Annotated in this window: 24 protein-coding genes; 7 read left to right on the forward strand and 17 right to left on the reverse strand. The window is 64.1% G+C overall.

From position 1 onward, the window contains the following. Positions 1 to 8: 8 nt before the first annotated feature. Genes E2484_RS16800 through E2484_RS16810 form a run of 3 tightly spaced genes read right to left on the reverse strand, consistent with a single transcriptional unit; the run spans position 9 to position 3,116 of the window. Positions 9 to 830 (reverse strand): ATP-binding cassette domain-containing protein, encoded by an 822-nt coding sequence (locus E2484_RS16800; protein ID WP_137286374.1) that lies wholly within the window; start codon positions 828 to 830, stop codon positions 9 to 11. Further along, positions 820 to 1,839: an ABC transporter permease gene (locus E2484_RS16805; RefSeq protein WP_137286332.1), complete on the reverse strand. Its 1,020-nt coding sequence runs from the start codon at positions 1,837 to 1,839 to the stop codon at positions 820 to 822. The genes E2484_RS16800 and E2484_RS16805 overlap by 11 nt, the downstream gene beginning before the upstream one ends. A gap of 17 nt (positions 1,840 to 1,856) precedes the next feature. Further along, positions 1,857 to 3,116, reverse strand: a complete 1,260-nt coding sequence (locus tag E2484_RS16810) for a sugar ABC transporter substrate-binding protein (protein ID WP_137286333.1) — start codon at positions 3,114 to 3,116, stop codon at positions 1,857 to 1,859. Positions 3,117 to 3,415: 299 nt separating this feature from the next. Between E2484_RS16810 and E2484_RS16815 the strand changes: the two genes are divergently transcribed. Continuing rightward, complete coding sequence (locus E2484_RS16815; RefSeq protein WP_137286334.1) at positions 3,416 to 4,480, forward strand: zinc-dependent alcohol dehydrogenase family protein; 1,065 nt, start codon at positions 3,416 to 3,418, stop codon at positions 4,478 to 4,480. Positions 4,481 to 4,779: 299 nt separating this feature from the next. Further along, entirely contained in the window at positions 4,780 to 6,033 is a 1,254-nt protein-coding gene (locus E2484_RS16820) for a twin-arginine translocation signal domain-containing protein (protein ID WP_170977393.1), read from the forward strand. 33 nt (positions 6,034 to 6,066) lie between these two features. Here the strand turns inward: E2484_RS16820 and E2484_RS25130 are convergent, their stop codons facing one another. The 8 genes from E2484_RS25130 to E2484_RS16855 form a co-directional block, all read right to left on the reverse strand. Then, positions 6,067 to 6,210: a hypothetical protein gene (locus E2484_RS25130; protein WP_170977394.1), complete on the reverse strand. Its 144-nt coding sequence runs from the start codon at positions 6,208 to 6,210 to the stop codon at positions 6,067 to 6,069. Positions 6,211 to 6,270: 60 nt separating this feature from the next. After that, positions 6,271 to 7,056, reverse strand: coding sequence for an aspartate dehydrogenase domain-containing protein (locus E2484_RS16825; protein ID WP_137286336.1), 786 nt, complete (start codon positions 7,054 to 7,056; stop codon positions 6,271 to 6,273). A gap of 5 nt (positions 7,057 to 7,061) precedes the next feature. After that, positions 7,062 to 8,264 carry an ABC transporter ATP-binding protein gene (locus tag E2484_RS16830; RefSeq protein ID WP_137286337.1) on the reverse strand — a complete coding sequence of 401 codons (1,203 nt, stop codon included), beginning with the start codon at positions 8,262 to 8,264 and terminating at the stop codon, positions 7,062 to 7,064. Positions 8,265 to 8,357: 93 nt separating this feature from the next. After that, positions 8,358 to 9,224 (reverse strand): carbohydrate ABC transporter permease, encoded by an 867-nt coding sequence (locus tag E2484_RS16835; protein WP_137286338.1) that lies wholly within the window; start codon positions 9,222 to 9,224, stop codon positions 8,358 to 8,360. Positions 9,225 to 9,267: 43 nt separating this feature from the next. Beyond that, positions 9,268 to 10,215 carry a carbohydrate ABC transporter permease gene (locus tag E2484_RS16840; RefSeq protein WP_137286339.1) on the reverse strand — a complete coding sequence of 316 codons (948 nt, stop codon included), beginning with the start codon at positions 10,213 to 10,215 and terminating at the stop codon, positions 9,268 to 9,270. Between the two features lie 62 nt (positions 10,216 to 10,277). Further along, positions 10,278 to 11,786 (reverse strand): ABC transporter substrate-binding protein, encoded by a 1,509-nt coding sequence (locus tag E2484_RS16845; RefSeq protein WP_137286340.1) that lies wholly within the window; start codon positions 11,784 to 11,786, stop codon positions 10,278 to 10,280. A 311-nt stretch (positions 11,787 to 12,097) separates the two neighbouring features. Beyond that, a complete protein-coding gene (locus E2484_RS16850) occupies positions 12,098 to 12,697 on the reverse strand; it encodes an HD domain-containing protein (protein WP_137286341.1) in 600 nt (199 codons plus the stop codon). A 73-nt stretch (positions 12,698 to 12,770) separates the two neighbouring features. Next, positions 12,771 to 13,247 carry a DsrE family protein gene (locus tag E2484_RS16855; protein ID WP_137286342.1) on the reverse strand — a complete coding sequence of 159 codons (477 nt, stop codon included), beginning with the start codon at positions 13,245 to 13,247 and terminating at the stop codon, positions 12,771 to 12,773. Between the two features lie 158 nt (positions 13,248 to 13,405). Here E2484_RS16855 and E2484_RS16860 point away from each other — a divergent pair, with 158 nt between their 5' ends. The 3 genes from E2484_RS16860 to E2484_RS16870 all read left to right on the forward strand — a co-directional run bounded on the left by E2484_RS16860 (position 13,406) and on the right by E2484_RS16870 (position 15,289). Next, the gene (locus tag E2484_RS16860) at positions 13,406 to 13,744 is read left to right on the forward strand and encodes a DsrE family protein (RefSeq protein ID WP_137286343.1); all 339 of its coding nucleotides are present in this window, start codon (positions 13,406 to 13,408) and stop codon (positions 13,742 to 13,744) included. Positions 13,745 to 13,913: 169 nt separating this feature from the next. Next, positions 13,914 to 14,387, forward strand: coding sequence for a hypothetical protein (locus tag E2484_RS16865; protein WP_137286344.1), 474 nt, complete (start codon positions 13,914 to 13,916; stop codon positions 14,385 to 14,387). Between the two features lie 182 nt (positions 14,388 to 14,569). Next, entirely contained in the window at positions 14,570 to 15,289 is a 720-nt protein-coding gene (locus E2484_RS16870) for a class I SAM-dependent DNA methyltransferase (protein WP_137286345.1), read from the forward strand. A gap of 7 nt (positions 15,290 to 15,296) precedes the next feature. On the opposite strand, the gene E2484_RS16875 is transcribed toward E2484_RS16870, so the two are convergent. From E2484_RS16875 to E2484_RS16885, 3 genes are all read right to left on the reverse strand, one after another. Next, positions 15,297 to 15,773: a cupin domain-containing protein gene (locus tag E2484_RS16875; protein WP_137286346.1), complete on the reverse strand. Its 477-nt coding sequence runs from the start codon at positions 15,771 to 15,773 to the stop codon at positions 15,297 to 15,299. Positions 15,774 to 15,934: 161 nt separating this feature from the next. After that, positions 15,935 to 16,903, reverse strand: a complete 969-nt coding sequence (locus E2484_RS16880; RefSeq protein WP_137286347.1) for an NAD-dependent epimerase/dehydratase family protein — start codon at positions 16,901 to 16,903, stop codon at positions 15,935 to 15,937. A gap of 86 nt (positions 16,904 to 16,989) precedes the next feature. Beyond that, positions 16,990 to 18,525, reverse strand: a complete 1,536-nt coding sequence (locus E2484_RS16885) for a carotenoid oxygenase family protein (protein ID WP_137286348.1) — start codon at positions 18,523 to 18,525, stop codon at positions 16,990 to 16,992. A gap of 136 nt (positions 18,526 to 18,661) precedes the next feature. On the opposite strand from E2484_RS16885, the gene E2484_RS16890 reads away from it, so the two are divergent. Continuing rightward, positions 18,662 to 19,972 carry an MFS transporter gene (locus tag E2484_RS16890; protein ID WP_170977395.1) on the forward strand — a complete coding sequence of 437 codons (1,311 nt, stop codon included), beginning with the start codon at positions 18,662 to 18,664 and terminating at the stop codon, positions 19,970 to 19,972. Between the two features lie 39 nt (positions 19,973 to 20,011). On the opposite strand, the gene E2484_RS16895 is transcribed toward E2484_RS16890, so the two are convergent. Continuing rightward, positions 20,012 to 21,271, reverse strand: coding sequence for a cytochrome P450 (locus tag E2484_RS16895; protein ID WP_137286350.1), 1,260 nt, complete (start codon positions 21,269 to 21,271; stop codon positions 20,012 to 20,014). Positions 21,272 to 21,376: 105 nt separating this feature from the next. Between E2484_RS16895 and E2484_RS16900 the strand changes: the two genes are divergently transcribed. Further along, positions 21,377 to 22,342 carry an LLM class oxidoreductase gene (locus tag E2484_RS16900; protein WP_137286351.1) on the forward strand — a complete coding sequence of 322 codons (966 nt, stop codon included), beginning with the start codon at positions 21,377 to 21,379 and terminating at the stop codon, positions 22,340 to 22,342. Positions 22,343 to 22,398: 56 nt separating this feature from the next. Here E2484_RS16900 and E2484_RS16905 read toward each other — a convergent pair whose 3' ends face one another. Both E2484_RS16905 and E2484_RS16910 read right to left on the reverse strand, forming a co-directional pair. Next, the gene (locus E2484_RS16905) at positions 22,399 to 22,878 is read right to left on the reverse strand and encodes a hypothetical protein (protein WP_137286352.1); all 480 of its coding nucleotides are present in this window, start codon (positions 22,876 to 22,878) and stop codon (positions 22,399 to 22,401) included. A gap of 136 nt (positions 22,879 to 23,014) precedes the next feature. After that, on the reverse strand, positions 23,015 to 23,748 hold a 734-nt coding region (locus tag E2484_RS16910), incomplete at its 5' end, for an extracellular solute-binding protein (protein WP_137286353.1).

Raw genomic sequence — 23,748 nt, forward strand, 5'->3', positions numbered from 1 at the left:
CGGATTGGCTACCGACGAGTTCCGGTCGTGATCAGGTCGGTCACGGTCTCCTTGTCCACCTCGTCCGGGTCCACCACGTCCGCGAGCTGTCCGCGGTACATGACCGCGATGCGGTCGGCGAGGTCGAACACGTCTTCGAGACTGTGGCTCACGACGATCTGCGTGTGGCCCTCGGCCTGCAACTGACGCATCGTCTCGTGGACGAGTTCGGTCCCCGCGACAGACAGCGCACTCGTCGGTTCGTCGAGGACGAACACGTCCGGGTCGAACGATAGTGCTCGTCCGATGGCGACGAGTTGGCGCTGGCCGCCCGAGAGGAAGACGACCTCCGTGTCCGGCCGAACGTCCTGATTCAGGAAATCGAGTATCTCGCGCGTGTTCTCGTAGGTTCGGTCCCAGTCGATGACGCCGAACGGTCCGAGCGAGACGCGGGTGGGGAACTTCCCGACGTGGATGTTGGTAGCGACGTCGAGGTCGTCCATCAGTGCGAGGTCCTGATACACCGTCTCGATGCCGCGTTCGCGGGCCTCGTGGGGGTTCGAGAAGCGTACCGGTTCGCCCTCGTAGACGACCCGGCCCTCGGTCGGCCGATGGATGCCCGAGATCATGCCGGTGAGCGTGGACTTGCCCGCGCCGTTGTCGCCGACCAGCGCCAGAATCTCCTCCTCGTACACCGACAGGGTCACGTCCTCGACGGCGACGACCCGACCGAACTGCTTGGTGACGCCTTCCAGTCGAACCTTCTCGTCGCGCTCCCTGCCCGCGTCGTCTGCCGTAACTGCGTCGGTCGTAGAGTTGCTCGTCGTGTCGGCGGGACGGTCACTGTCCATAGTCACGTGGTTCCACCTGCCGTGAGAGGATTCGCTCGCGTAGTCGCCGCCGGGAACTGTACACCAGTATCGCGGCCAGCAGGACCAGTCCGTTCACCAGCGTCACCTGTTCGGGTGGCGTACCGCTGACGTTCAGTGCCGCCTGTATCAGGCCGAGCAGGAGGACGCCACCGAGCGCTCCCGTGACCTTGCCGCGGCCGCCGTAGAGGCTGACGCCGCCGATGACCGCGGCAGCGAACGCCGGGAAGACGAGTTCGTCGCCGATCGTCGGCGGAACGACGTTGATGAATCCCGTCAACATCAGTCCGCCCGCCGCGGACAGGACGCCGCTGATGGCGTACACCGCGATGACGACCCGGTCGGTGTCGATGCCGACGGCGCGGGCGGCCTCGTCGTCGCTCCCGACCGCGTACACTGCCTGTCCGAACGGAGTGTACTTCATCACGAAGCCGAGGAGCGCGAAGGTAGCGAAGAGCAGACCGACCGAAATTTCGGGAGCGTTGCCGATTCGGGTGTAGCCGTCCGGCAATCCGGTGATGGTGATGGTGCTGAGCGTGAGTTTCGCCCCTTGCAGGATGATGAGGAACGCGAGTGTCTGGAGGAAGGGGTTGATACCGACCTTGCCGACCATCACGCCGTTGGTCGTCCCGACGACGAGACCGATGGCGAGGATGACGGCGACACCGAGCAGCGGGTCGGAGATGAGGTTCCATTTGTTGGCCGAGACGACGAGACCCGCGAGCATGGCCGAGAAGCCAGCGATGGAGCCGACCGAGAGATCGAAGTTACCCGAGACGAGACAGACCGCCTCGGCGAGCGCGACGAATCCGAGACCCACGGATCCGTGGAGGATGAACTCGATGGACCGGAGGTTGGTGAACGTCCGTGGAACGACCAGCCATACCGCGAGCGACATCAGGACCAGGATGGGCCAGATCATGTTGTCGAGGAGCGAGAGCAAGAGGTCGTCCACCTCCATCGACTCCGGGACGTGTTCAGCAGTCGCCATAACGGATTAGGGGAGTGTTAGTCGTCGATGGCGGCGTCCGGGCCCCAGATGTTACCCCAGAGGTAGGGTGCCTCGGCGTTCTCTTCGGTTATCTCGACATGGCTCGTCACGAACTGTCGATGGCCGAACGCTTCGCCGACTTCGGCAGGTGACCAGATGGGTTCCTGCCAGAGTTCGACGCCGCGATGCTCGGCAGGTTCGATGGAGATGGTCGATGATTCGGTTCCGCCGTCGGTCGCCGGAGTCGTGGTCGTGGCTGGGGTGCCGGTGGGGGTCCCGGTCGGTGTACCGGTTGGGGTAGTCTGGCCTCCGGATGCAGTGACGGTCGAACCCACTTCGGGAAGTGCCTGTTCGCCCTGCTCGACGTACCGTTCGAGCCACGCCAGTGCCAGTGGTCCGTAGAAGTAGTTCGGCTGGTCTACTGCCCCGTCGATGAGTCCATCCTGGATGGCCTGGTGGGTGTTGGCCGAGCCGTCGAGTTGCGTCATCACGACGTGGTCGTCCTCGCCGCGCGGTGCGGTGGCGTCCATCTCTTGGAGTGCGGAGAGTGCTCCGAGACTCATCAGGAAGTTCGCCGAGTAGACGCCGTCGGGCACCTCGTTGGCGTTGACCCACTCCTGGACGCGCTGTTTGGCGGTCGAACGCACCCAGTCGCCGACCACGGTGCCAGCGAGTTCGACGTCGTCGGTCTCTTCGAGAACGGAGACGAAGGGTTCGTGGCGGAGTCGCGCGATGTCTCGGCCCGGCGGGGCGCGAACTTCGAGCACCGTGTAGCTGTCCTGGTCCGGTTTCTGTTCGCGGAGATTTTCGACGAGCATCTCTGCCGTGCGACGGGTTGCGGTTTCGTCGCTCCAGGAGATGTGCATCTTTACGGCGTCTGTGGCGGCGTCGATGTCGGCGGTGAAGACCGGCACGCCCGCTTCGGTCGCTTCTTCGACGACCGATGCGATGGCCTCCGAGTTGAACGGGACGAGAACGATGCCGTCGAAGTCCTGGTTGACCATCTGGCGGATGTCCGAAATCTGTTTCTGGCTCTCTCCGCCGGTGGTGAAGAGGTTGTAGTCGAAGCCCCTGTCTTCGGCGTAGAACCGCGTTGCTTCGACGACGGCTGTAACCCACGCTCCCGAGGTGAAGTGCGTCGAGAGTCCCACCGTCAGTGAGTCGTCCTGCCTGAGGTACCCCGGCGTTCCGAGTGCTCCCAGCGCAGCCGTGCCGCCAAGCGCGCGCAGGTACGTGCGTCGCCCGACATCGGCCGTGAGTGTGTCTTTTGGTGTCATACTGCACGACTACTACTCTTCATATTTTATAGTTAAGTATCGGAAACCCGGTACGCAGACCGTAATTCAACCTGACGCGGAACTTGAACTGCTTGCCGTACTGCGGTTGGAAATAGTCGACTCACTGGCCAGTCTGGCTAATATTTCCCGGGCTAAGAACCATTAACAGGTGTTGTTCTGGCTGACAGCCTCCGTCGTAGAAGACCGATACCCGGGTATTCATTACTGGACGGAGATGAAACCGGGAACGTCTGGCCGCGACCCACCGATTTAACCACCTTCCTCCCGACCTCGTACCCATGAAAGCCGCAGTTCTACGGGAGTACGCCGAACCGCTCGAAATCCAGCACGTGCCCGACCCCGAACCGGACTCCCACGGCGTCGTCGTCGAGACCGAAGCCTGCGGCATCTGTCGGAGCGACTGGCACGCGTGGCAGGGCCACGGTGAGTGGGCCGACGACCGAGTGCCGAAGGGTCAGATTCTCGGCCACGAACCCGCCGGGCGCGTCGTCGCAGTGGGGTCCGGCGTCGAGCGCGTCCGCGAGGGCGACCGCATCGCGGTGCCGTTCAACCTCGGTCGCGGCGACTGCGAGTTCTGCCGGAACGGCCACGGCAACGTCTGTGCGGACGGACTGGCGCTCGGGTTCGAGACCGACGCGCCCGGCGCGTTCGCCGAGCAGGTCCACGTCCCCTACGCCGACTACAACGCCGTCGAGCTCCCGCCGAACGTCTCACCGGTCGAGATGGCCGGACTCGGTTGCAGGTTCGCCACGGCGTACCACGGACTGGCCCACCGCGCCGACCTCACGCCCGGCGACTGGGTAGCGGTCCACGGTTGCGGCGGAGTCGGCCTCTCGGCGGTCCACGTCGCCGACGCGCTCGGCGCGAACGTCGTCGCGGTCGACCTCGCCGACGAGAAACTGTCGAAGGCCTGCGAGTTGGGTGCGGACGAGACCGTGAACGCCGGGGAGGTCGAGGACGTGCCGGAGCGAATCCGTGGTCTCACGTCCGGCGGTGGGGCGCACGTCTCGGTGGACGCGCTCGGCGTCGCCGAGACCTGTCGGAACTCCGTCGCGTGCCTCCGCGAGCGCGGCCAGCACCTCCAACTCGGTCTGACGACCGACGAGGAGCGCGGGGAGGTCGCGCTCCCGACCGACGCGATGACGATGCGCGAAATCACGTTTCTCGGCTCTCGCGGGATGCCGCCAACGCGCTACGGCGAACTCCTCCGGATGATGGACCGAGGGACGGTCTCGCCCGCCGCACTGGTGACGAACGAGGTCGCACTCGGTGACGTGCCCGACCGTCTCGCCGCGATGAGCGACTACGGTACGGTCGGCATCGAAGTCGTCACGGAGTTCTGAACTGGTGGGTCGATTTTCGGGACGGGATTGATTTTCATTTCTTAGATGTGTATTTATATGGTAGTAGAAATTATTTATATGTCTATTAGCTATCTACCGTCGCACTCGGCTTCGGACTCGGAACCGTCAAAATCTCCGCGCTGGTAGAGATGACGAACAGGCCAGCGATTCCGAGAGGACCTAGCCCGAGCGCCGACGCGAGCGGACGGAACTTCTCACTCCGTCGATTCCGGGAGTTAGACGAGGGCTACCTCCGATACGCGGAGTATAACTTTCGTTCTCTTTCTCGTAGTTTCCGTATGCACGACGAGAACTCTCGACGGCGGTTCCTGAAACGTGGGGCCGCCGCCGTGGGGGCGACACCGTTCGTCAGCCACTCCGTCTCCTCGCACCGCACGCGCTCGAAGACACTCCGCATCGAGAGCGAGGGCGGCGGACTCTCGGCCTACGAGTTCACGGTGAGCGGTGAGCTCGGACAGGTAGATAGTGGCGACCGGGTAACCGGTCGTCACGCCGCGGGCAACGTCGGTCCGAAGCGCGGGACCGACACCTTCCGGTACTCCGGCGTCGTCACCGGCCTCGTCCTCGCGGGTCCGGCGACCCTCTACCGCGACGACACGCGGGTCGAACCGTCGTCGTTCTCGCGCCCGGCCGGGTCGCTCACGAGCGACGACTTCGACGCCGGGTCGGGCACCGACCGCCTCCGCATCGAGAGCGACGGCGGCGGTGTCGCGGTCTACGAATTCACGGCCAGCGGTTCGGTCCGGCAATTCGACCGCGGCGACATCGTGGACGGGAACCGGGCGGTCGGCCACGTCGGACCCGACAGGGGTGTCGACGAGTTCGCTGTCGGAGGCGAGGTAACGGCGTTCGCGCTCGCCGGTCCCGCCACGGTCTCGCTGAACGGGAGCGAGGTGACGCCCTCCCGACCTTCTCCCACCGTCTCGCGCGGCAGTCCGAAGCGGAAAATCACGGTTCGACCGGATACCTCGGTGTTGTTCGAAACCGTGGTCAGCGACTATCCCGGCGACTACGTTTCGGCCGAGTGGTACGTGGACGGCGAGTGGCGCGTCGGTCCCGATCTGTTCTACGGCCACCTCGGTTCGAGCAGTCGAGCGACGTTCACCCACCGCTTCGAGTCGCCGGGTACCTACCGGATTCGCTCGGAGGTCTACCGCGAGGGCGAAGCGTCAAGGGAGGGCGACGAGCCCATCGACGTGGTCGAGTGGACAGTCGAGGTCGGTTCAGACGGAAACCTACCGCCGGTCGTCGAGCGTCTGGAGCCGACAGCCGAAATCCTCAGAACGAACTACAATACCACCGAGAAGGTCCGGTTCGAGGTCGCCGCGACCGACCCCGACAGCGAACTCGACCGGGTGGTCTGGTGGATAGCCCAGGCCGACTCGGTCCACGGCGTCTCGCAGGTCGAGGGCGACTACGACACCGCCAGAATCACCTACGACATCGACCCCGGTCTCCCCTTCGGCGCGTACGCCATCGACGAACACGGCGCGATATCCCGGTTCCGCGGCTGGAACGTCGAGAGCGAATGAGCGTTAACGCAAACGGAAACGGAAACGCTAACGCTACTCCGACCCCCAGTCGGAGATGCCGAGGACCGAATCGCACTCCGGACAGGTCCAGACTTTCGGGGTACTCGCGCGGTCTGCCTGCTCCAGTCGCTGGGCCCACTCGCTGATGTCGGATTCGCAGTGCGGACACGTTGCCATGACTAACGTTACCACGGATTTTGATTTGTACGTTGGGGCAGGGCCGGGGTCGCGTCCGATTTAGAGAAACGTCACCCCGCCGTCTGCGTCCAGAACGCGTCGGACCGACCCCCAGATAGAGACGAGCGTGTAATCGCCGGTCACTCCCTCGATCGCACTCCGGCGGACGATTTCGAGGTCGAACCCGTCGCCGGACGCCGCGATGACGTGGTCTGCACTGTCGGCGCTCGGGTCGGCGACGAGTTTCGACTCGGTGTCGTCCAACCCCAGCGAAGCCAGTGCCACCGCCGCGTGGGAGTTGAAGTTCCGGGGGAACAACTCGCAGAGGCCGCGAACCGGCCCCTCGTAGAGGACCGTCCGGCCGTCCACGTCGTCCGGGTCGAGCGAGTCGGCGTAACCGAAATCGAGGTGAGACGGGGCTTTCGTCGCCCGAATCGACACCGTATCGAGGGCGTCCCGTGCGTCCACGAGGCCGTCGATGCCGAGTAGCGCGGCGTGCGGTAGATACACGTCCGTGTCGTTCGCCTCTGCCGTCGTCACCAGGCGCTCTTCTACCTCCTCGTCGACGAACGCCGACCCGGAGAGGACCATCAGGTCGCTCGATTCGAGGACCGTCTCGCCGAGGTCGGCGACCACCTCGTGCGTGGCGGCTTCGACGACGAGGTCCACCGGTCGGTCCGTGAGTTCCGACGGGTCGGTTACCTGCTTGTCCGCCGGGACGCCCTCCTTTTGCGACCGGACGAAGACGTATCCGAGTTCGAAGTCCGGGTCCGACTCGACGTAGTCGTAGAGCGCGCGTCCGATTCGACCGAATCCGAGCAACGCCACCGTGTACGTTTCGCCCATGCGAATCAGAGCGTGAGGTTCGTGCCGGTCGTCCTGTCGAAGAGATGTGACATCGACATGTCGACCGCGAGCGTAACCGTGTCACCCGACGTCGCCGTGCTGTTCGAGTCGACTCGGACGGTGAACTCGTCTTCCTCCGGAGCGGATTCGCTCGGTGCGAGCGTGAGGTCCTTGTCCGCCCCGATAGGCTCGACGACCTTCACGTGCGCCTCGAAGGTCGTGTCGGGCGAGAACGTTTCCTCCACGACCGTCGTGTCGGTCATGTCCTCCGGGCGAACGCCGAACACGAGATTCGCCACGTCCCCGTCCCATGAGTCGAGTTTCGCCGCCATCGGTTGGGGTAACTTCAGTTCGAACACGTCCGAGACGACCCACGTGCCGTCGTCGCGCTCGGCGAGTTCGCAATCGAAGAAGTTCATCGGCGGTTCGCCGATGAACCCGGCGACGAAGAGGTTCGCCGGTCGCTCGTAGACGGTCTGGGGCGGCGCTATCTGCTGGAGTTTCCCGTCTTTCATCACGGCGACTCGGTCGCTCAGGGTCATCGCCTCCTCCTGATCGTGGGTGACGTACACCGACGTCTTGCCGACTCTGGCGTGGAGTTTGTTCAACTCCGTCCGCATCTCGATTCGGAGTTTGGCGTCGAGGTTCGAGAGCGGTTCGTCGAACAGGAACACCTCCGGGTCGCGGATGATGGCGCGACCGAGCGCGACCCGCTGTTGCTGACCGCCCGAGAGGTCGCCGGGCCGTCGGTCCAGCAACTCGCCGATTCCGAGGAGTTCGCTCACGTCCCGGACCTGGTCCTCGATTTCGTCGTTCGGGAAGTGTCGAATCTGGAGCGGAAACCCGAGATTCTCCCGAACCGTCTTGTGAGGATACAACGCGTAGTTCTGGAACACCATCGCCACGTCCCGCTCGCGGGGTTCGAGGCCCGCAACGTCGCGGCCGTTGAGGACGATACTCCCCTGGGTCGGCTCTTCCAGTCCCGCAATCATCCGCAGGGTAGTCGTCTTTCCGCACCCCGACGGCCCGACGAGGACGACGAACTCGCCGTCGTAGATGTCCATCGACACGTCGTCGACGGCGATTACGTCGCCCTCGTCGTCGTGAAAGACTTTGGTCAGTCCGTCGAGTTCGAGACTGACGCTTCGCGCCTCGTCGTGGCCGCGTTCCGCAACCTGCGGGTCCTCCCCTCGGATGGAATCACTCATACTCTGTCCCCCATTATCGTTGTAATCGTTTCTCCGCGCGGCGATTTAGTTGTGTCGAACGATACCACGGCACACGGTTTCCTGCGGCACGCGTCATCCTTTCATCCCTCCCGTGAGTCCGACCACGATGTATCGCTGGAAGAAGAACACGACGAGCGCCGACGGGATGGTCGCCACGATGGCGGCCGCGGCCATCGACGCCCACTGGATGGACGTGTCGCCTACGAAGAGGAACGTCGAAACCGGGATGGTCATCGACGACAGGTCCGTACTGACGGTGAACGCGAACAGGAACTCGCGCCACGAGTAGAGGAACGTCAGAATCGTACCGGCCGCGACGCCGGGCATGACGACCGGGAGGACGATGTGGACGAACGCCTGAATCTTCGTACAACCGTCCACGCGCGCCGCCTCGTCGAGGTCCTGCGGAATCGTGATGAAGAAGTTCCGCATGATGTAGATGACCAGCGGCAGCCAGAGGTACACGTTGGCGATGATGATTCCCAGTTTCGTGTTCAGCAGTCCGAACTCCGTCATGATACGGTAGTACGGGACTACGAGACCGATCGGCGGGAACAACCGGGTGAACAGGATGAACACGAACACCAGATTGTCGAAGGGGAAGCGGTATCGGCTGAACGCGTACCCCGCTGGCACTCCGAGTAGCATCACGACGACCGTCGAGACGCTGGAGATGATGACGCTGTTGACGACCGCCCGCCAGTAGCCGCGTTCGAACAGGGCGATGTAATAGCTCTCCAGCGTTGGGTCTCGCGGCAGGTAGTTGAAGTTGTAGACGGCCTGGTTCGTCTTCAGCGACGTGAGTAGTTCCCAAACGAGCGGTCCGACGATGAACAGTACCGCGAGGAACAGCACGAGGTGAACGACGTATCTGCTTTCGAGTGCGTTCCCGAGGCGTTGCTCGCGCTTGTACCGCTCGAGGCTCATTCGGTCGCTCATGGGTGCCCGGTCTCCTGCGTCGCGTTTCGCTGGTCCATTTGGGTCATGCTTCGATCTCGCTGAGTTGTTCGAGGATGACGTTCACGTAGAACGCCGCGACGACGAGCGTCACGACGACGAGGAACACCGCGACCGCCGACGCGAACCCGTAATCGAACAGTTGGATGCCGAACCGGTAGATGTAGATCGCCAGCACCTCGGTCGCGCCGGCGGGGCCGCCGCCAGTCGTCGTGTTCGGGATGGCGAACGCTCGGAACGAGAACATCCACGTGATGAGTCCGGCGACGAAGAACGACGGCCGGAGATACGGCAGGGTGACGTGTCGGAACGTCTGGAACGTCGTTGCGCCGTCCACCTTCGCGGCGTCGTACTGCTCCTGTGGAATCGACTGCAACCCGGCGAGCAGGATGATGGCGGCGAACGGGATGCGCGACCACGAGTCCGCGAGGACGACGATTATCATCGCGGTGAGCGAGTTCCCCAGCCACGAGTACGTCTCCGACAGGATACCGAGGTCGATCAGTATCTTGTTGACGACGCCGAGTTGCCCGTTGAACAGCCATCGCCAGGTCACACCGACGATGGATAGTGGAACTGCCCACGATATCAGGATGAGCGTCGTGTAAACGTCCCGGACACGTTTTTTAGCGACGTGGTTGAGTGCAAGTGCGATTCCCAGTCCCGACAGCATCGTGACGACGAACGACCCGACCGAGTACACCAGCGTGTTCTCGACGGCGTTCCAGAACGCCGCGTCGGTCAACATCCGCTCGTAGTTGGACGCCGGAGCGAACTCCGTGATGATGCCTACGGTCTGGTGAAACGAACTCCAGACGAGTACGCCAACCGGGTAGACGAAGATGAGTATCAGCGCGAGCAACGCCGGGCCGAGGAACAGAATCCGGACGTGGTCGTTCAGAAACTGAGAGACACGACTCTTCACCCGTCGATAGGGAGTCGATTCGACGCGTCGTTGGACTTCGGATGCCATCGTGGTGAGTCACCTCGATTGAATCGAAGAAGACACCGCCAGCGCGGCGGTGCGTCGGCCGGTTACTGGCCGAGTATCTGGTCGACGAAGTCCTGGGCCTGCTGGGTCGCCTGCGCTGGCTCCATGTCGCCGACGATGGCCTGCTGGAACGGGTCGGCGAGGCGCTGCCAGACGGCCTCCATCTGGGGGAACAACTCGACCTTCCCGTTCTCGACCGCGGAACCGATGACGTCGGCGAACTGCACGGCGTCGGCCTCGGCGGCGTCGTCGTACACCTGCTCCATGTAGGACATGTTGCCCTCGTAGACGTACTCCCACCACTGGCTGACGTAGCTCAGGCGCAGGTCGCCGTAGAGCAGTCCCGCGAGTTTGTGGCTGGTGTCGGCGAACGGATTGATGCCGTTCGCGTTCGGGGCGGTCACTCCCTGCTGCTGGGGGTTCGGTCCCGTGTTCGCCATCGGCGGGAGCACCACTCGGTACTGTTCGCCCGCCTCGTACTGGTTGAGCGCCCGCGGCACGAAGTCGCCGAACGCGGTCGAGTAGGCGACTTGGCCACTGAGGAACAGATCCACGATGTCCCCTTCGCCGTAGGAGATGACGTCTCCCGGCACCCAGCCGTTGTCCCGCCACTCGCGCATCTTCTGGAGAACGGTGCGTGCAGGTTGGGTGTCGAACTGGACCGTGCCGTCGTCGGCGACCAAGCTTCCGCCCTGCTGGTAGAGCAACTGTCGGAACGAGATGAACAGGTAGGTCGGAGTCCCGGCGTAGTAGGCGTAGCCGTGAACGTCGGTTCCCTCGAACGCCTGCATCGTCTCTTCGAGCAGGTCCCAACTCCACTCGCCCTCGAAGCGTTGGGGGTCGATGCCCTGCTCTTCGACGAGGTCCACTCGGAGGTGCCCGACAGACCCCTCCAGAATGTTCGGGAATCCGTACGTGTGGGTTCCCTCCCGCGTCGTGTCGATGTCCCACTGGACGAGGTTCTGGAGCGTCGAGACGTACGGCTCCCACGGGCTGTCACCCGGATACAGCGGGTCCGTAACCTCCAGATACCCCTGCTGGACGAACACGGGCATGAGAGGTCCGTCGACGTTCATGACGTGGGGTTGGCCCTGCTGCGAACTGAGTACTTGTTGTTCCTTCAGGTCGGCCTGGTCGACGCTGATTTCGAGTGGTTCGATGGAGATGCCGGTCTTCTCCTCGAAGACCTCGTAGGTGGCGAGCGTGGCGGGGTCGAACTCCATGTTGGCCGCCCCGTGGTTGAGTATCTGGAGCGTGTCCACGTCACCGGCGGCGGTGTCTTGCCAGCCTTCCGGTGGTTCCCAAACGTCGAGCGCACTCTGGAACGACTGGGAGTTCGTCCACGTGCTGTCCTCGTCGCGGTCGGGAACCTGCGTCCGCGCGTCCATCGGCCAGTCGTCGGCGGCCTCGATACGCCGCTGTCGCCAGTTGTCGGCGAACCCCATTTCCTGTGCCTGTTCTACGAACGATCCGTCCTGCCGGGCGTCGGCGAGGCCGCTGAATCCGGCTAATCCAGCGGCACTCGCCGACGCCAAGAATGTGCGTCGTTTCATTACCCAATCCCCCGATATCCTTAACTATAATTAGTTACTTAAACACTTTGTCAATGATGTGTAGGTTGATAGCATGACACATTCGTCGCAGTAGTTGGAAAAAACCGGCGCAGGGCCGGTTTCGTCCACCGATTTCGACCGACTAACGGTGTTCAATTGGCGATCAGAAAGCACGCTCACGACGAGAGGCCGGAGTCTGACAACGGTGCGAGTTGCCGAGACCGTTCACGTCCGCTTCGACGCACAGGGGGCCGCCGACCGTCGTTAACGGTTCGTCCGATTCTCAGTATCGTTAACGGTTCAGCCCGCTCTCAATTGCTCGTCTGACTGTACGTATCGACCCATTCCTGCAACGTGATGCCCATCGCCGACTGCGTGATGGCGTTCGAACTCGCGGAGTTGGCGCTCTTGACCAACTCGGCTTCGAGGGTGCGCTTGGGAACCTCGCCGAGGAAGTGGGGAATCGCGCGCTGGACCGCGAGGGGACAACCGACCTCGTGGGCCAGCGCGTAGCCCGAGATAGAGTGGGGGATCTCCTCGGTGGCGTACGTCGGGTCCGGGTCCAGCAGTTTCTCTTCGTCCACGTGGTCCACGTACTCGTAGCACTTGCCGACGTCGTGGAGCAGGCACGCGGCACGAATCACGTCGAGGTCGGGGTCCGCGCCGTGGAAGTCGCGCTGTTCCTCGGCTGATTTGACCGCGATGCGCGTGACCCCGCGGACGTGTTCGACGTTCGAGACCTCGTGGATGTTCCACGCGTAGGGAACGTCCTCGATATCCCGCCAACCGCCGCGTTCGAGACCGAGAACCCACGCTTCGACGACTTTCCTGCGGAGGTCTTCGTCCGCTATGTCCCGAATCTCGGGGAAGGCGTCTCGTACCTGTGCTTCGTAATCGGGGGCGTCGCTCATGCCCGTCCGATTGGCGCGCTAACACGTAAATGGTTCGTGACCTGCGAACGAAAAAAGCGAATCGAGTCTTCTGCTACGGAGCCTTGATGTAGCCGTATCCCAACTCTTGCAGTCTGGAGAGTTCGCCCACGGCAGAGGGGACGGGTTCGACGCCGTCGACGAGGTCCTTTTCAGTGAGTCCCAGTGCGTCCATCGCGTTCCCACAGGCCCGGAAGGTGACGCCGCGCTCTTGCAGGGAGTTGACGAGCTCGTAGAACTCGTTCCCCCCGTTCGGTGGCGTGTAGACCTTCACGCCCTTGCTGTTCGCCACGAAGACGAGGTTTTTCACGGAAACCGACTCGTCTTCCACGAGGTTCTTCGCGTTGTGTAGCGCCATCTTTTGCTCCATCTCGTCGCCGCTCGACAGGTGGATGACGGTCTTCGCGGGCGGTGTCGGGCGGGCGTCTTGGCCGTTCGACTCGCACCGTTGTCGTGCCGCACTGACTGATTCACTCCCGAAGAGGAGGGCACCGAGCGTCCCAGCGGCCGAAACGAAGCTTCGTCGTTCCATGCGTCTTCTGATTGCGCATCCTCCACAATAAAATCCATTTTTACGGAGTCGGTAAGTTAAGTATCGCGTAACAGTTTGAATCGAGTACAGTCGCCTCTCCGTCGGAATATTCTCTTCTGGCCAATAGCCACTTGTCCGTAAGTCTCGACTTCTCTTGCATGCGAACCGCATTCCACCTCACGAGCGGCGACGAGGACCACCAGAAGACCGTCCTCACCATCGCGGAGAACCTCTCGAACGACGAGACCATCGAGATGGACGACATCGCCGTCGTCGCACAGGCCGAGGGCATCGCCCCGTTCAAGAAGGATGGCACACACAGCGACACGGTGGAGGAACTCCTCGACGCGGGCATCGAGTTCAGGGCCTGTAGCAACACGCTCGACATGATGGACCTCGACGACTCGGACCTCGTGGAGGGCGTCGAAACCGTCTCCTCGGGCGCGAGCGAACTGACCCGATTGCAGGACGACGGGTGGGCGTACCTCCGGCCCTAACAGTAGTCGGTCGTACGCTCTCTTCGTTCGGAGTCGAAAGCGAAGCGGTTTGGACCGATCGAGACCTGAAATTCGCGTTCCGTGACCGACGCAGTCGCGCGTTCGTCTGCGATGCTGATCGGTCGCTGTGCCGAAAGCTTATCCCGTCATTCGTACAACAGGCGCATCGATGCCCTCCAGCACGAAATCCGCACTTCTCACGGTCGTTCGTGTCGGTCTCGTCGCCGTCGGTGTCGGAATTGCAGCCACGACCACTCTCGAACTGGCATCGATGCCGCCACCGCCTCCCGACAGCGACGGGTTCGCTCACGGAATGGCGGGGATCGTCGGCGGTGTAATCATCGTTCTGACGCTCGGCCTCGCCGCCGTCGGTGTCAGTCTGCCCACCCTGCTAGGACGAGATGACCGCCTCGGCTTCAACCGGTGGCAGCGCCTCTCACTGAAGGGAGCGGGGGTCCTGATCGGCGGTGGCATCGCCGTCGGTCTGGCCTACGGCCTCGTCACGGAACTTCAGTACGGAATCGTCCTCTGGCTCGGGCTAGTGGCGTTGGCCACCTTCGTCGTCAGCGCGACGCTCGTTTGGCGACTTGCAGAGGCGCTCCTCCGACTTCTGTATCGGACCGTCAGCCGGGGTGCTTCGTAATCTCCGGGGTTCTACGTCCAGACCGGCTACCTCGATTTCGATTTCGAGTCTGAACGAAGGAATCGGGCTACCGACGATGTGGCAGTTAGCTCAGCGTCGTTCGTCGCGCTTCGATTCGACTGTCCGGCATACTAGTCTGTCGAATTGACGGTTTTATCGGGTGTATCGTCGTGTGAACGAGTATGACCGAGAATCTCTATTCGGAGTACCCCGAGGCCTACGACGCCCTCTACGCCGAGAAGGACTACGACGCGGAGGTCGAGTTCGTCCTCTCCGAGTTCGAAGCGGCGGCCGAGAGCACCCCCGACCAGAGGCGCGCACTCGTCCTCGGGTGTGGTACCGGCGAACACGGCAAGCGACTCCGGGCCGAGGGCTTCGATGTCGTCGGCGTGGACAAGTATCCGGCGATGGTCGAACGCGCCCGGACCAAGACCGACGCCGAGTTCCGCGTCGGCGAACTGCCGGACCTGCCCGTCGAGGAGTCGTTCGACCTCGTCTGGTTCCCCTTCACGGTCGTCCAGCACCTCGACCCCGACGCCGTCGCCGATAGCCTGCGCGCGGCGGCCGACCGACTCGCGGAGGGAGGAGTCCTCGTCTTCGATCAGATATCCGGCGAGGACTTCGGCGATTCGGCCTCCCTCCGTACCTACCCGTCCGAGGACGGGACGTACGCCCGCCTCACGCACGTCCACGAGGCTGACGATGGCGCGTCTCGCTACGACGCGCTCGTCTTCACGCCGGACGGCGAGTTCTTCGTGGACACCCACCGCCTGTTCGACCACGACGACTCGTACCTCGAAGGCGTCTGTAACGTGCTGGACCTGTCGGTCGAACGCTTCGGCTGGTACGACGAGGAGGCCGACCCCGACGAGACCGGTCACGTCGTCTACGTGGCGCAGTAGTTCGCGCTCACCCCTGCGTCGTCCCGCACTCGGTGCAGGTCAACTCGAAGTTCCCTTCCACGAACCCCACGTCCTGCGTCCGCTCGTCTTCGCACTCGGGGCAGTAGGCCCGCGACTGGAGTTCGTCCCAGTCGTGCATCGCGCCGGGCGCGCCGAGCGCCCACCCTTCGACGGTCTCCTCGCCGTCGTTGTACCCCTTCTGGAACTCGCCGGGCGGGAACCGAATCAGCTCGCCCGATTCGACCGCGACCTCCTCGCGGTCCAGTCCGACCTCGAACGTCGCGGTTCCGGACTCGACGTAGAACACCTCCTCCTGGTCGTCGTGTCGATGCAGACCGCCCGAGAACGACTCTCCGGCTTCGAGCTCGAAGTAGTTCATGGCGAAGTGGTCGGTGTCGAGCGCGCGAGACACTGGCTTCCGGACGCTGTGGACCTTCATCGGATTCCGCTCGTTGTCGACCTCCTCGATGGCGACTTTCTCCATGCCGGACACTAGTCGGACGCCCGGAAAAAGTTGTTCGAACGGGTGTTCGGTTTTCGCGAATTCCCGCGCGTGAACGGTAAGTGGGGATAGAACGCCTCCGAAGCCCTGCCCGCTCGCGGTCGCCGACCGACGTATCCGACGGACGTAGCGCCAGTTTCGAACTACTCCAACGGCTCCAGCCCTTCCTCGGCCCGCAAGGCGTCGATGTACTCCCGGAAGCCGGTTTCGAGGTCGTACTCGGGTTCGTAGTCCAGGTCCTCCTGGGCGTCGGTCATGTCGAGCTTCTGAGTCCACGGGAGTTCGCCCTCGTCGCTGACCTCGATGTCGGCGTCGGGCACGATCGACCGGACCGCCTCGGCGGCCTCTCGAATCGTGGCGACTTCGCCGCGGACGTTGTAGATGCGCTGGCTCAGGTCCTCCTCGGGCGCGAAGGCGGCCTTCCGGAAGGCCTGAGCGATGTCCTTGACGTACTGCCAGTCGATGACCTGGTCGCCGTACTCCACCGAGAACGACTCTCCGACCGCGGGCTTTTCGACGATGTTGGCGAGGAAAGCCGACCCGCCGGTCTCGCGGTAGGGACCGTAGGCCACGGTCGGGCGCAGGCCGACGTGGGAGACGTCGTGGTCCTCGAAGTAGACCTTGGCCTGATGCTCGTTGTACTCCTTGGTCGCGCCGTAGAGCGTGTCGGGGTAGACCAAATCCTCCTCGTCCACCCAGTCGTCGTCGTAGTTGGCGGGCGGGGCGTACACCGCGGCAGAGGAGGCCCACGCCACGCGCTCGACCTGGTCGTTGAGGGTCCGGGCGGCCTCGAAGACGTTGTTCGTGCCCATGACGTTGACCTCGGCCGCGCCGCGGGGGTTGTCCCGCGCGAGGTTGGTCAGGAGCGCCGCGAGGTGGACGACGTGGGTCGCGCCGGACTCTCGGACTGCCCGAATCACGCTGGTGGGGTCGGTGATGTCGCCGCGGACGACCTCCACGTCGTCGGCGATGCCCAGTTTCTCCAGAATCCGGGCGTCGGTCGAGAGGTCGTAGGCCACCACGTCGTGGCCCTCCTCCACGAAGTCCTGTGCGACGTACGACCCGATGAAGCCGGTTCCGCCCGTGACGAGTACAGTTGTTGATTCGGTCATCGCTCGCAAATGTGTCGGGGACCGTAAAAAAGGTACACAACCCGTCTCGGATTCCGGACCGGTCCAACTTCGGTCCGCACCCGCCCTCACGACGTGACCTCGGGGAAGAACTCGCCGTGAAACCCGAACGGGATGTGGTGAGGAACCCGAACACGAGCCACCTCCGAAAACGTCTCGCCGTCGAGTACGACCAGCACCGTCCGCTCCGCCTCGACGTTCAGGGCAGGGGCCAGGACGACTCCGCGGTCTTCCTTCGCTTCTCCTTTCTCGGACTCGTCTTCAGAAAAAGCGGGTTCCGGAACGAAGATCGGCTCTCCGGCGAAGTGACCCTCTGCCCACCACTCCCACGAGTCGCCCGTTTCTACGTCCACTTTCGCCAGTCCGTTCTGGCCATCGCGCCCGGTCGCCTGCCCGAAGGCGTACCGGTACGGCCGCATGTGGGCCGCGGGCGCGACCCGCGGGAGTTCGATACCGCGGTACAGCGACTCCCGAGTGACTTCGCTCGACTCGCCCCGTTCGTCTCCTTCTCTACGACCGCCGAGAGGAACTCGGAATCTCGTGAGGACGCCTTCCGCGGCGTCTAGAGAGGGTTCCGCCCCCTCTTCGCCCTCGACCGCGCTCATGAAGAGGTCGTCTACGATGGTGGCGTCGTCGTAGGCCACGAGGTCCACGACGACCGACTCGTCCGACGCCTCCGACTCGCCTTCCTCGAAGGCGTTGACCGTGTGGAAGAAGAAAAACGGGGCCGTGGTCGGTTCGACGACCAACTCGCCGGACGACCGGTCGAACACCAGAAACCGCGTCCCACGCTCGGGTCGCCACTCGTAGTTGTCGATGAACCCGCCACCGCCGGGCAGGAGAAATCGGAGGGGGTTCACGACGTAGGGCGGTTCGACGATGATTGCGAACCGGGGCGTGAGCGCGAAACTGTGGATGTAGGCGGGCCGGTCCACTTCGACCGACGCGACGGGGATGCGTCGGGGGTCGAGGTCCGATTCGGAGTCGGAAACGCGACCGGAGTCGGACTCGCGCTCGGGTCGCTCGTCCGGCACTCGATAGACGTGATACCGGTTCCGGCGGCCGAACTCGGTCATGTAGCCGACCGTCTCGCCCCGCCGGTCGTCGTGGCGGAGGTGGGCCGTGACGTGGTGGCCGGTCAGGTCGTCGTCGTACTCCAAGTCCCCGCGCGAAGAGAGCGTCTCTGGGTCGAAACGGACGCGCCGGGGCGTCTCGGTCAGTGCGACGTACTCGCCGCCGACCGTGGCGACGCCGACGTTCGCGTTGTCGGTCGGGTCGCGCAGAAACGACTTGAGTTGGTCGAGATAGCTCCCCGAGGTGGCGAACTGGCTCGAAACAGTTCCGTCTTCGACCGCTCGCCGGTAGGTGTCGGTTCGGAGGAACCGGTTCGAATACCGAACCTCGCCGTCGACGAACCGGAACTTGTGGAGCATCGCCAACCCGTCGAACCAGTGTTCGACGCGCTCGCCGCCGACCTCGAACTTACCGGGACCGTTCCGGACCAGCGACCCCGAGAGCCACGACGGAATCTCGCCCTCGACCGCGAGCGATAGGTCCTCGTGTTCGGCGTCGAGCGAGCGAAATCCGGGGCTGTAGGCTGGCACGAGGTCCTAGTCGGGGTGGTCGGGGAAAACTGTGGTGCCGGGGTCGCTGGTCGGACAGTTCGCGGACGGTGACCCGACCGGATTACCGGGAGCGAAGAGCATTTGGCCTCGGTCGCATCGTTCGAAACGAAGCATCGTGCGATTCCCTTCCACTCCCGACGTATCCAGAGAAACCCTGCTCGTCGTCGGCCTCGTCGGCGGCGCGGAGTTCGTCAACCACACGTATCTGGTGCTGTTCCCGCCGATTTTGAGTATCCTCTCGGTCGAGTTCGACGTGTCGCTCGCCATGCTCGGGGTCGCCATGGGCGTGCAGGGAGCCACCAATACCCTGTTTCAACTCCCCTTCGGCTACCTCTCGGACAACTACGACCGGCGACTCACGCTCGGCCTCTCGCTCGGCCTGAGTACGGCGAGCGTCTTCGTCGTCGCGTTCGCGCCCTCGTTCGAGGTCCTGCTCGTCGGGCAGGCCCTCCTCGGCGTCGGCATCGCGGGCCACCACCCGGCCCACTTCCCTCTGCTCGCCGACGCCACGCCAGAGGACCTCCGCGCTCGGGCATTCAGCGTCCGCGGGTTCCTCGGGAGTCTCGGGTTCGGATTCCCGCCGGTCTTCTTCACGGCGGTCGTCGGCGTCTCGGGCTTGACGTGGCGACACGCAGTCGCGCTCCTCGGGGTGTTCGGTGGAATCTACGGAGCAGTAACGCTCTTGGCCTTCCAGCGATACGTCGGCCGGGGAGTGACCGCACCCGAAGTCGGAGAGGCCGGGAGCGAATCCACGACGACGGACGACTCTCCTCCCGTCTGGGTGACGGCCCGACAGGTCTGGGAAACGGCCCGAAAAGAACTCCGAGCTATCGTGGCCTCGCCCGCCATCCTCGCGCTGGCAGTCCTCGCGCTGGTCGCCTCGACCGCGAGTTGGGGACTCACCTCCTACGCGGTCGTCTTCCTCGAAAACGGGTACGGAGTCGGCCTCGACGCCGCGAACCTGACCCTCTCGGCCATGTTCGTCGTCGGCGCGTTCGCGGTGTTGGTCGGCGGGGACCTCTCGGACAGATTCTCGCCCGGTCCCATCATCGTCGGAAGCTACGGCGCGGTCGTGGTCGTCGTCGGCCTGCTGGCCTCGATGGCGATTCCCGCAGTCGTCGCGGTCGGTGCCATGCTCGTCGTCGGGGGCGTCCGGGCGCTCGCGGGTCCGGCCCGGTCGAAACTCGCGGATGGCGTCTCCGACAGGTCGGAACTCGGCCGGAACTTCGCCATCATCACCGTCGGGACGATGGTCGGCAACGCCATCGCACCGCCGATTTTCGGGGCGCTCATCGAGGAGTCCGGCCCCCAAGTCGCCTTCCTCGGGGTCGCGGCGGTGTCGGTGCTGGCGGTACTGGTGACGCTGTTCGTGCTGTATCAGCAGGGCGAGCGCCGCCGGGAGTCGGTCGACGTGGAGGCCGAGTAGCCGAAAACGGTCGGGTGGAGGCCGAGTAGGACGGAAGAGTTAGCTCCGGTTCTCGTACCGAATCGGGAGCGACTCGACCCCGTAGATGAACGAACTCCGGGTCGGCCGAAGCTCTTCGTCGGCGAGTCGAACGTCTCCGATTCGGTCCAGAAGCTCCGTGAGCGCGATTTTGGCTTCGAGGCGCGCGAGCGGGGCCCCGAGACAGTAGTGGGTGCCGTGACCGAATCCGAGATGCTGATTCGGCGACCGGTCCGGGCGGAAGTCGTCGGCGTCCTCGAACTGGCGCTCGTCGCGGTTGGCCGACCCGAGCCAGACGATGACGCGGTCGCCTTCCTCGATGGTCTCACCGCGCATCGTCACGTCTTCGGTGGCGATGCGGGTCATCGCCTGCACGGGTGACCGGTAGCGAAGCACCTCTTCGAGCGCGGTGGTGAGTGCTCGCTCGTCTCCCCGGAGTCGGTCGAACAGGTCGTCGTCAGCGTCAGAAAAGCACCGAACCGCGTTCGTAATCAGGTTCGTCGTCGTGATGTTGCCCGCGATGAGCAACAGGATGCACATGCCGAGCGCCTCCTCCCGCGAGAGTCTGTCTCCGTCGCTCGTTTCGGCCGTGACGATTTGGGACATCAGGTCGTCCTGCGGGCTCTCCCGGCGGTCCGCTATCATCTCCATGAAGTACTGGGCCATCTCCATCTGGGCCTGCTGTTGGCGCTCGACGTACTCACCGCTTCCCTCGTCGGCGCTCGCGGCCGAGACGAGGGTGTCGGACCACTCCTTGAATCGGTCGCGTTCCTCGGCCGGGACGCCGAGGAACTCTGCGACGACCGTCACCGGGAACGGGTACGCGAGGTCGTCCACGAGTTCCATTTCCGTCTCCGTCCCGCCCTCGTCACCGTCGTCCTCGATGGCGTCGTCCAGTAGGTCGGCCGCGAGTTCGCGGAAGTGGGGTTCGCGCTCGCGGAGCGTCCGGGGCTGGAACTCGTCGTCCACGACGTCGCGGAGTTCGTCGTGGCGTGGCGGGTCCTGAAACAGCATCGTGTCGAAGATGAGGCCCTCGCCCGGATTGTCGGGTTCCACGAAGTCGCTCGCGAGTCGGGGATTCACCGAGAACGTCTCGTCGTCGTCCAGAATCTGCTTCACGTCGCCGTACCGGAACACGTCCCACGACTGGCGCTCTGGGTCGTACCTGACGGGATTCTCCTCGCGCATCTCCCGATACCAGTCGAACGGTTCGAGCCACGACTCTCGGTCCTCCAGTTCCTCGGGGAACGCCTGAAGCCCTTGTAGGTTGGCGGAACTCATATCATCGCAATACGGATTTCAGGTGCTAAACTGTCCGGATCAGTCAGCACGTGGGCAGTTTCGAAATCGCCCCTTTCTCGTGGTTGGCGGTCCCGTCTCTGCTCGATGGCCGACCACGAAACCCGGTGCCAGAGGAACCGAAATCACCAGAACCGGGGGTTCCGCCGACTGTTCGGCCGCGATGGCTCGGACGACGGTCTCTCGGTCGGCCTGTTCTTCCCCATCACCTCCTCGACCGACGACGTTCCGGCGATGGACGACCAGATGGAACTCGCCCGGGAGGCCGAGCAGTTGGGCTTCGACGCGCTCTGGGTCCGAGACGTGCCGACCTACTGGCCCAAGTTCGGAGACGCGGGGCAGGTGTACGACCCGTGGGTCTACCTCGGGCAGGTCGCGGCCCACACCGACGACGTGGCGCTCGGGACGGGGAGCATCGTGCTTCCGCTTCGCCACCCTCTGCACGTGGCGAAGTCGGCCGCGTCGGTGGACCGACTCTCGGACGGCCGTCTCGTGCTGGGTGTCGCCACGGGCGACCGGTCGCCGGAGTTCCCCGCGTTCGGCGTAGACGAAGGCTCTCGCGGCGAGCGATTCCGAGAACACGTCCGGGTCCTCCGGACGGTCTGGACCGAGGAGTTCCCCGAGGTGGAGTCGTCCTACGGAACCATGGACGGGACGCTCGACGTGGTTCCGAAACCGACGACCGAGACGCTTCCCCTGGTCGTGACCGGCCACGCTCGCCAGTCGCGCGACTGGATAGCCGACCGCGGCGACGGGTGGCTTCACTACCAGATGCCGCTGAACACGGTCGAGAGCGTCGTCGGCGATTGGCGCGAGGCCGCGGGTGACAAGCCCTTCGCGCAGGCGATGACCGTGAACCTGAAGGCCGACCCAGAGGCCGGGATGGAACACGTCCATCAGGGGTTCGCCGCGGGGAGCGAGTGGCTCGTCGAGCATCTCCGGAACCTCGCGGACCTCGGGGTGGACCACCTCGCAATCGGTATCCGAGGGAACGACCGCGACGCGAAGACGGTGTTAGAGCAGTTTGCCGACGAAGTACTGGACGAGATTTGAGCGAGTCGGGCGGAGGAACTGCACCCGACGACGGGGTTTTCCCGCGATTGAACTCCCTACTCCGATATCAAGAGATAGAGCAACAGCACCGCCAGCGCGACCTCCGAGACGATGGCGAGGAACTCCACCGGTCCGGCGAACAGGTGGTCGAGGAGGAAGGGGACGAGCGGACCGGTGTGCCCGGAGCCCTCGCCGATGAAGAACAGCGGTCGGTGGCCTTCGGCGTGCCAGCCGAAGTAGCCGAGGACGTAGACGGCCATCAGGCCGATGCCGCCGAGGTAGAGCGGGCGGCGATAGCGACCCTGTGCGGCCAGTAGGAGGCCCACTAGCAGCGCGAGGCCGGAGAAGACGAACAGCGGCCACCGGAGGTCCCGGGGGACGAGGAATCCGGCGCTCGCCCAGCGAATCCAGTTGTACAGGCCCAGCGTGACGTGTATCACCGCGACGACGACCGCGAGGTGGGCAGTGACGAGATAGATCGGCGATGGAAGCCCGGATTCCAGCGATGGTGACGGTTCTTGCTTCTCGGTTTCCATTGGCGGAGTAGACGGAGAGTAACCTCAAGGGTTTCACGATTCTCGGCTGGTACGAATCGTCGTCCGAGTATCGTTCGCGTATCGAGGAGCGACGAGGGGAGTCGTCAGACGCCGAGCGCGTGAAACCGTCGCGCGTTCACGCGCTCTGTTCGATGGATTCGAGCTGTGCCTTGAGCCGGGTCATCGCCTGTTGGGGCTTGCCGTCCTTGGCGAACGCGCCGTTGACCTGCTGGGCGATCTTCGACGACTCGGAGGGCCAGACCGCGGTGACCGGCCGGGGAATCGCGTTCTCGCCGGCGACTCGGAGCTGTTCGAGGTACCGGCCCATGATGGGCACCTGCTTGGCCCGCTCCGTGGTCAGTAACTGGGGTTCCGGTGGCACGTTGCCGACCACCTCGAAGAGTTTGTACTTGAACTCGGTACTCATCATCGCCTTCAGCACCTCGACGGCGGCCTCTTTGTTCTCGGAGTTGGGGTTGATGGCGTTGTGCCATCCGCCCAGCGCGGCGACGGGGCCGCCGGTCATCGGGTACTGCGCTTGCTCGGCGGTCTTGGCGTACGGAATCGGCATCACGCCGAGGTCCTGCCCGAGATTGTCCTCGGAGCCGGAGATGTTGATGGCGTAGGGCCAGTTGCGGTGCATCACGGCGTTGCCGCTGGTGAAGGGCTTGCGCGAGGGTTCCTCGGTCCACTGCATCACTGCCGCCGGCGCGATGTTACCCTGATACTCGCTCAGGGTGTTGTTGGCGTTCGAGCCGTGGATGAACGTCCGGACCATCTTGATGGAGTCGACGACCTGCTGTTCGTCCACGGTGATGGGTCGGTCGCCCACCGGCCCGAAGAGGTACTTCTCGGGATTCCCGAAGTAGG

It is taken from the genome of Halorussus salinisoli (genome assembly GCA_005239435.1).
Lineage (GTDB): Archaea > Halobacteriota > Halobacteria > Halobacteriales > Haladaptataceae > Halorussus > Halorussus salinisoli.

What these genes read in the sequence shown, in the direction of transcription:
- E2484_RS16905 (WP_137286352.1), bottom strand. Translation starts at nt 22,878, where the DNA reads ATGGAAACCGAGAAGCAAGAACCGTCACCATCGCTGGAATCCGGGCTT.
- E2484_RS16835 (WP_137286338.1), bottom strand. Translation starts at nt 9,224, where the DNA reads ATGAGCGACCGAATGAGCCTCGAGCGGTACAAGCGCGAGCAACGCCTC.
- E2484_RS16850 (WP_137286341.1), bottom strand. Translation starts at nt 12,697, where the DNA reads ATGAGCGACGCCCCCGATTACGAAGCACAGGTACGAGACGCCTTCCCC.
- E2484_RS16805 (WP_137286332.1), bottom strand. Translation starts at nt 1,839, where the DNA reads ATGGCGACTGCTGAACACGTCCCGGAGTCGATGGAGGTGGACGACCTC.
- E2484_RS16870 (WP_137286345.1), top strand. Translation starts at nt 14,570, where the DNA reads ATGACCGAGAATCTCTATTCGGAGTACCCCGAGGCCTACGACGCCCTC.
- E2484_RS16875 (WP_137286346.1), bottom strand. Translation starts at nt 15,773, where the DNA reads ATGGAGAAAGTCGCCATCGAGGAGGTCGACAACGAGCGGAATCCGATG.
- E2484_RS16820 (WP_170977393.1), top strand. Translation starts at nt 4,780, where the DNA reads ATGCACGACGAGAACTCTCGACGGCGGTTCCTGAAACGTGGGGCCGCC.
- E2484_RS16840 (WP_137286339.1), bottom strand. Translation starts at nt 10,215, where the DNA reads ATGGCATCCGAAGTCCAACGACGCGTCGAATCGACTCCCTATCGACGG.
- E2484_RS16845 (WP_137286340.1), bottom strand. Translation starts at nt 11,786, where the DNA reads ATGAAACGACGCACATTCTTGGCGTCGGCGAGTGCCGCTGGATTAGCC.
- E2484_RS16865 (WP_137286344.1), top strand. Translation starts at nt 13,914, where the DNA reads ATGCCCTCCAGCACGAAATCCGCACTTCTCACGGTCGTTCGTGTCGGT.
- E2484_RS16810 (WP_137286333.1), bottom strand. Translation starts at nt 3,116, where the DNA reads ATGACACCAAAAGACACACTCACGGCCGATGTCGGGCGACGCACGTAC.
- E2484_RS16830 (WP_137286337.1), bottom strand. Translation starts at nt 8,264, where the DNA reads ATGAGTGATTCCATCCGAGGGGAGGACCCGCAGGTTGCGGAACGCGGC.
- E2484_RS16855 (WP_137286342.1), bottom strand. Translation starts at nt 13,247, where the DNA reads ATGGAACGACGAAGCTTCGTTTCGGCCGCTGGGACGCTCGGTGCCCTC.
- E2484_RS16825 (WP_137286336.1), bottom strand. Translation starts at nt 7,056, where the DNA reads ATGGGCGAAACGTACACGGTGGCGTTGCTCGGATTCGGTCGAATCGGA.
- E2484_RS16860 (WP_137286343.1), top strand. Translation starts at nt 13,406, where the DNA reads ATGCGAACCGCATTCCACCTCACGAGCGGCGACGAGGACCACCAGAAG.
- E2484_RS16900 (WP_137286351.1), top strand. Translation starts at nt 21,377, where the DNA reads ATGGCCGACCACGAAACCCGGTGCCAGAGGAACCGAAATCACCAGAAC.
- E2484_RS16895 (WP_137286350.1), bottom strand. Translation starts at nt 21,271, where the DNA reads ATGAGTTCCGCCAACCTACAAGGGCTTCAGGCGTTCCCCGAGGAACTG.
- E2484_RS25130 (WP_170977394.1), bottom strand. Translation starts at nt 6,210, where the DNA reads ATGGCAACGTGTCCGCACTGCGAATCCGACATCAGCGAGTGGGCCCAG.
- E2484_RS16880 (WP_137286347.1), bottom strand. Translation starts at nt 16,903, where the DNA reads ATGACCGAATCAACAACTGTACTCGTCACGGGCGGAACCGGCTTCATC.
- E2484_RS16815 (WP_137286334.1), top strand. Translation starts at nt 3,416, where the DNA reads ATGAAAGCCGCAGTTCTACGGGAGTACGCCGAACCGCTCGAAATCCAG.
- E2484_RS16800 (WP_137286374.1), bottom strand. Translation starts at nt 830, where the DNA reads ATGGACAGTGACCGTCCCGCCGACACGACGAGCAACTCTACGACCGAC.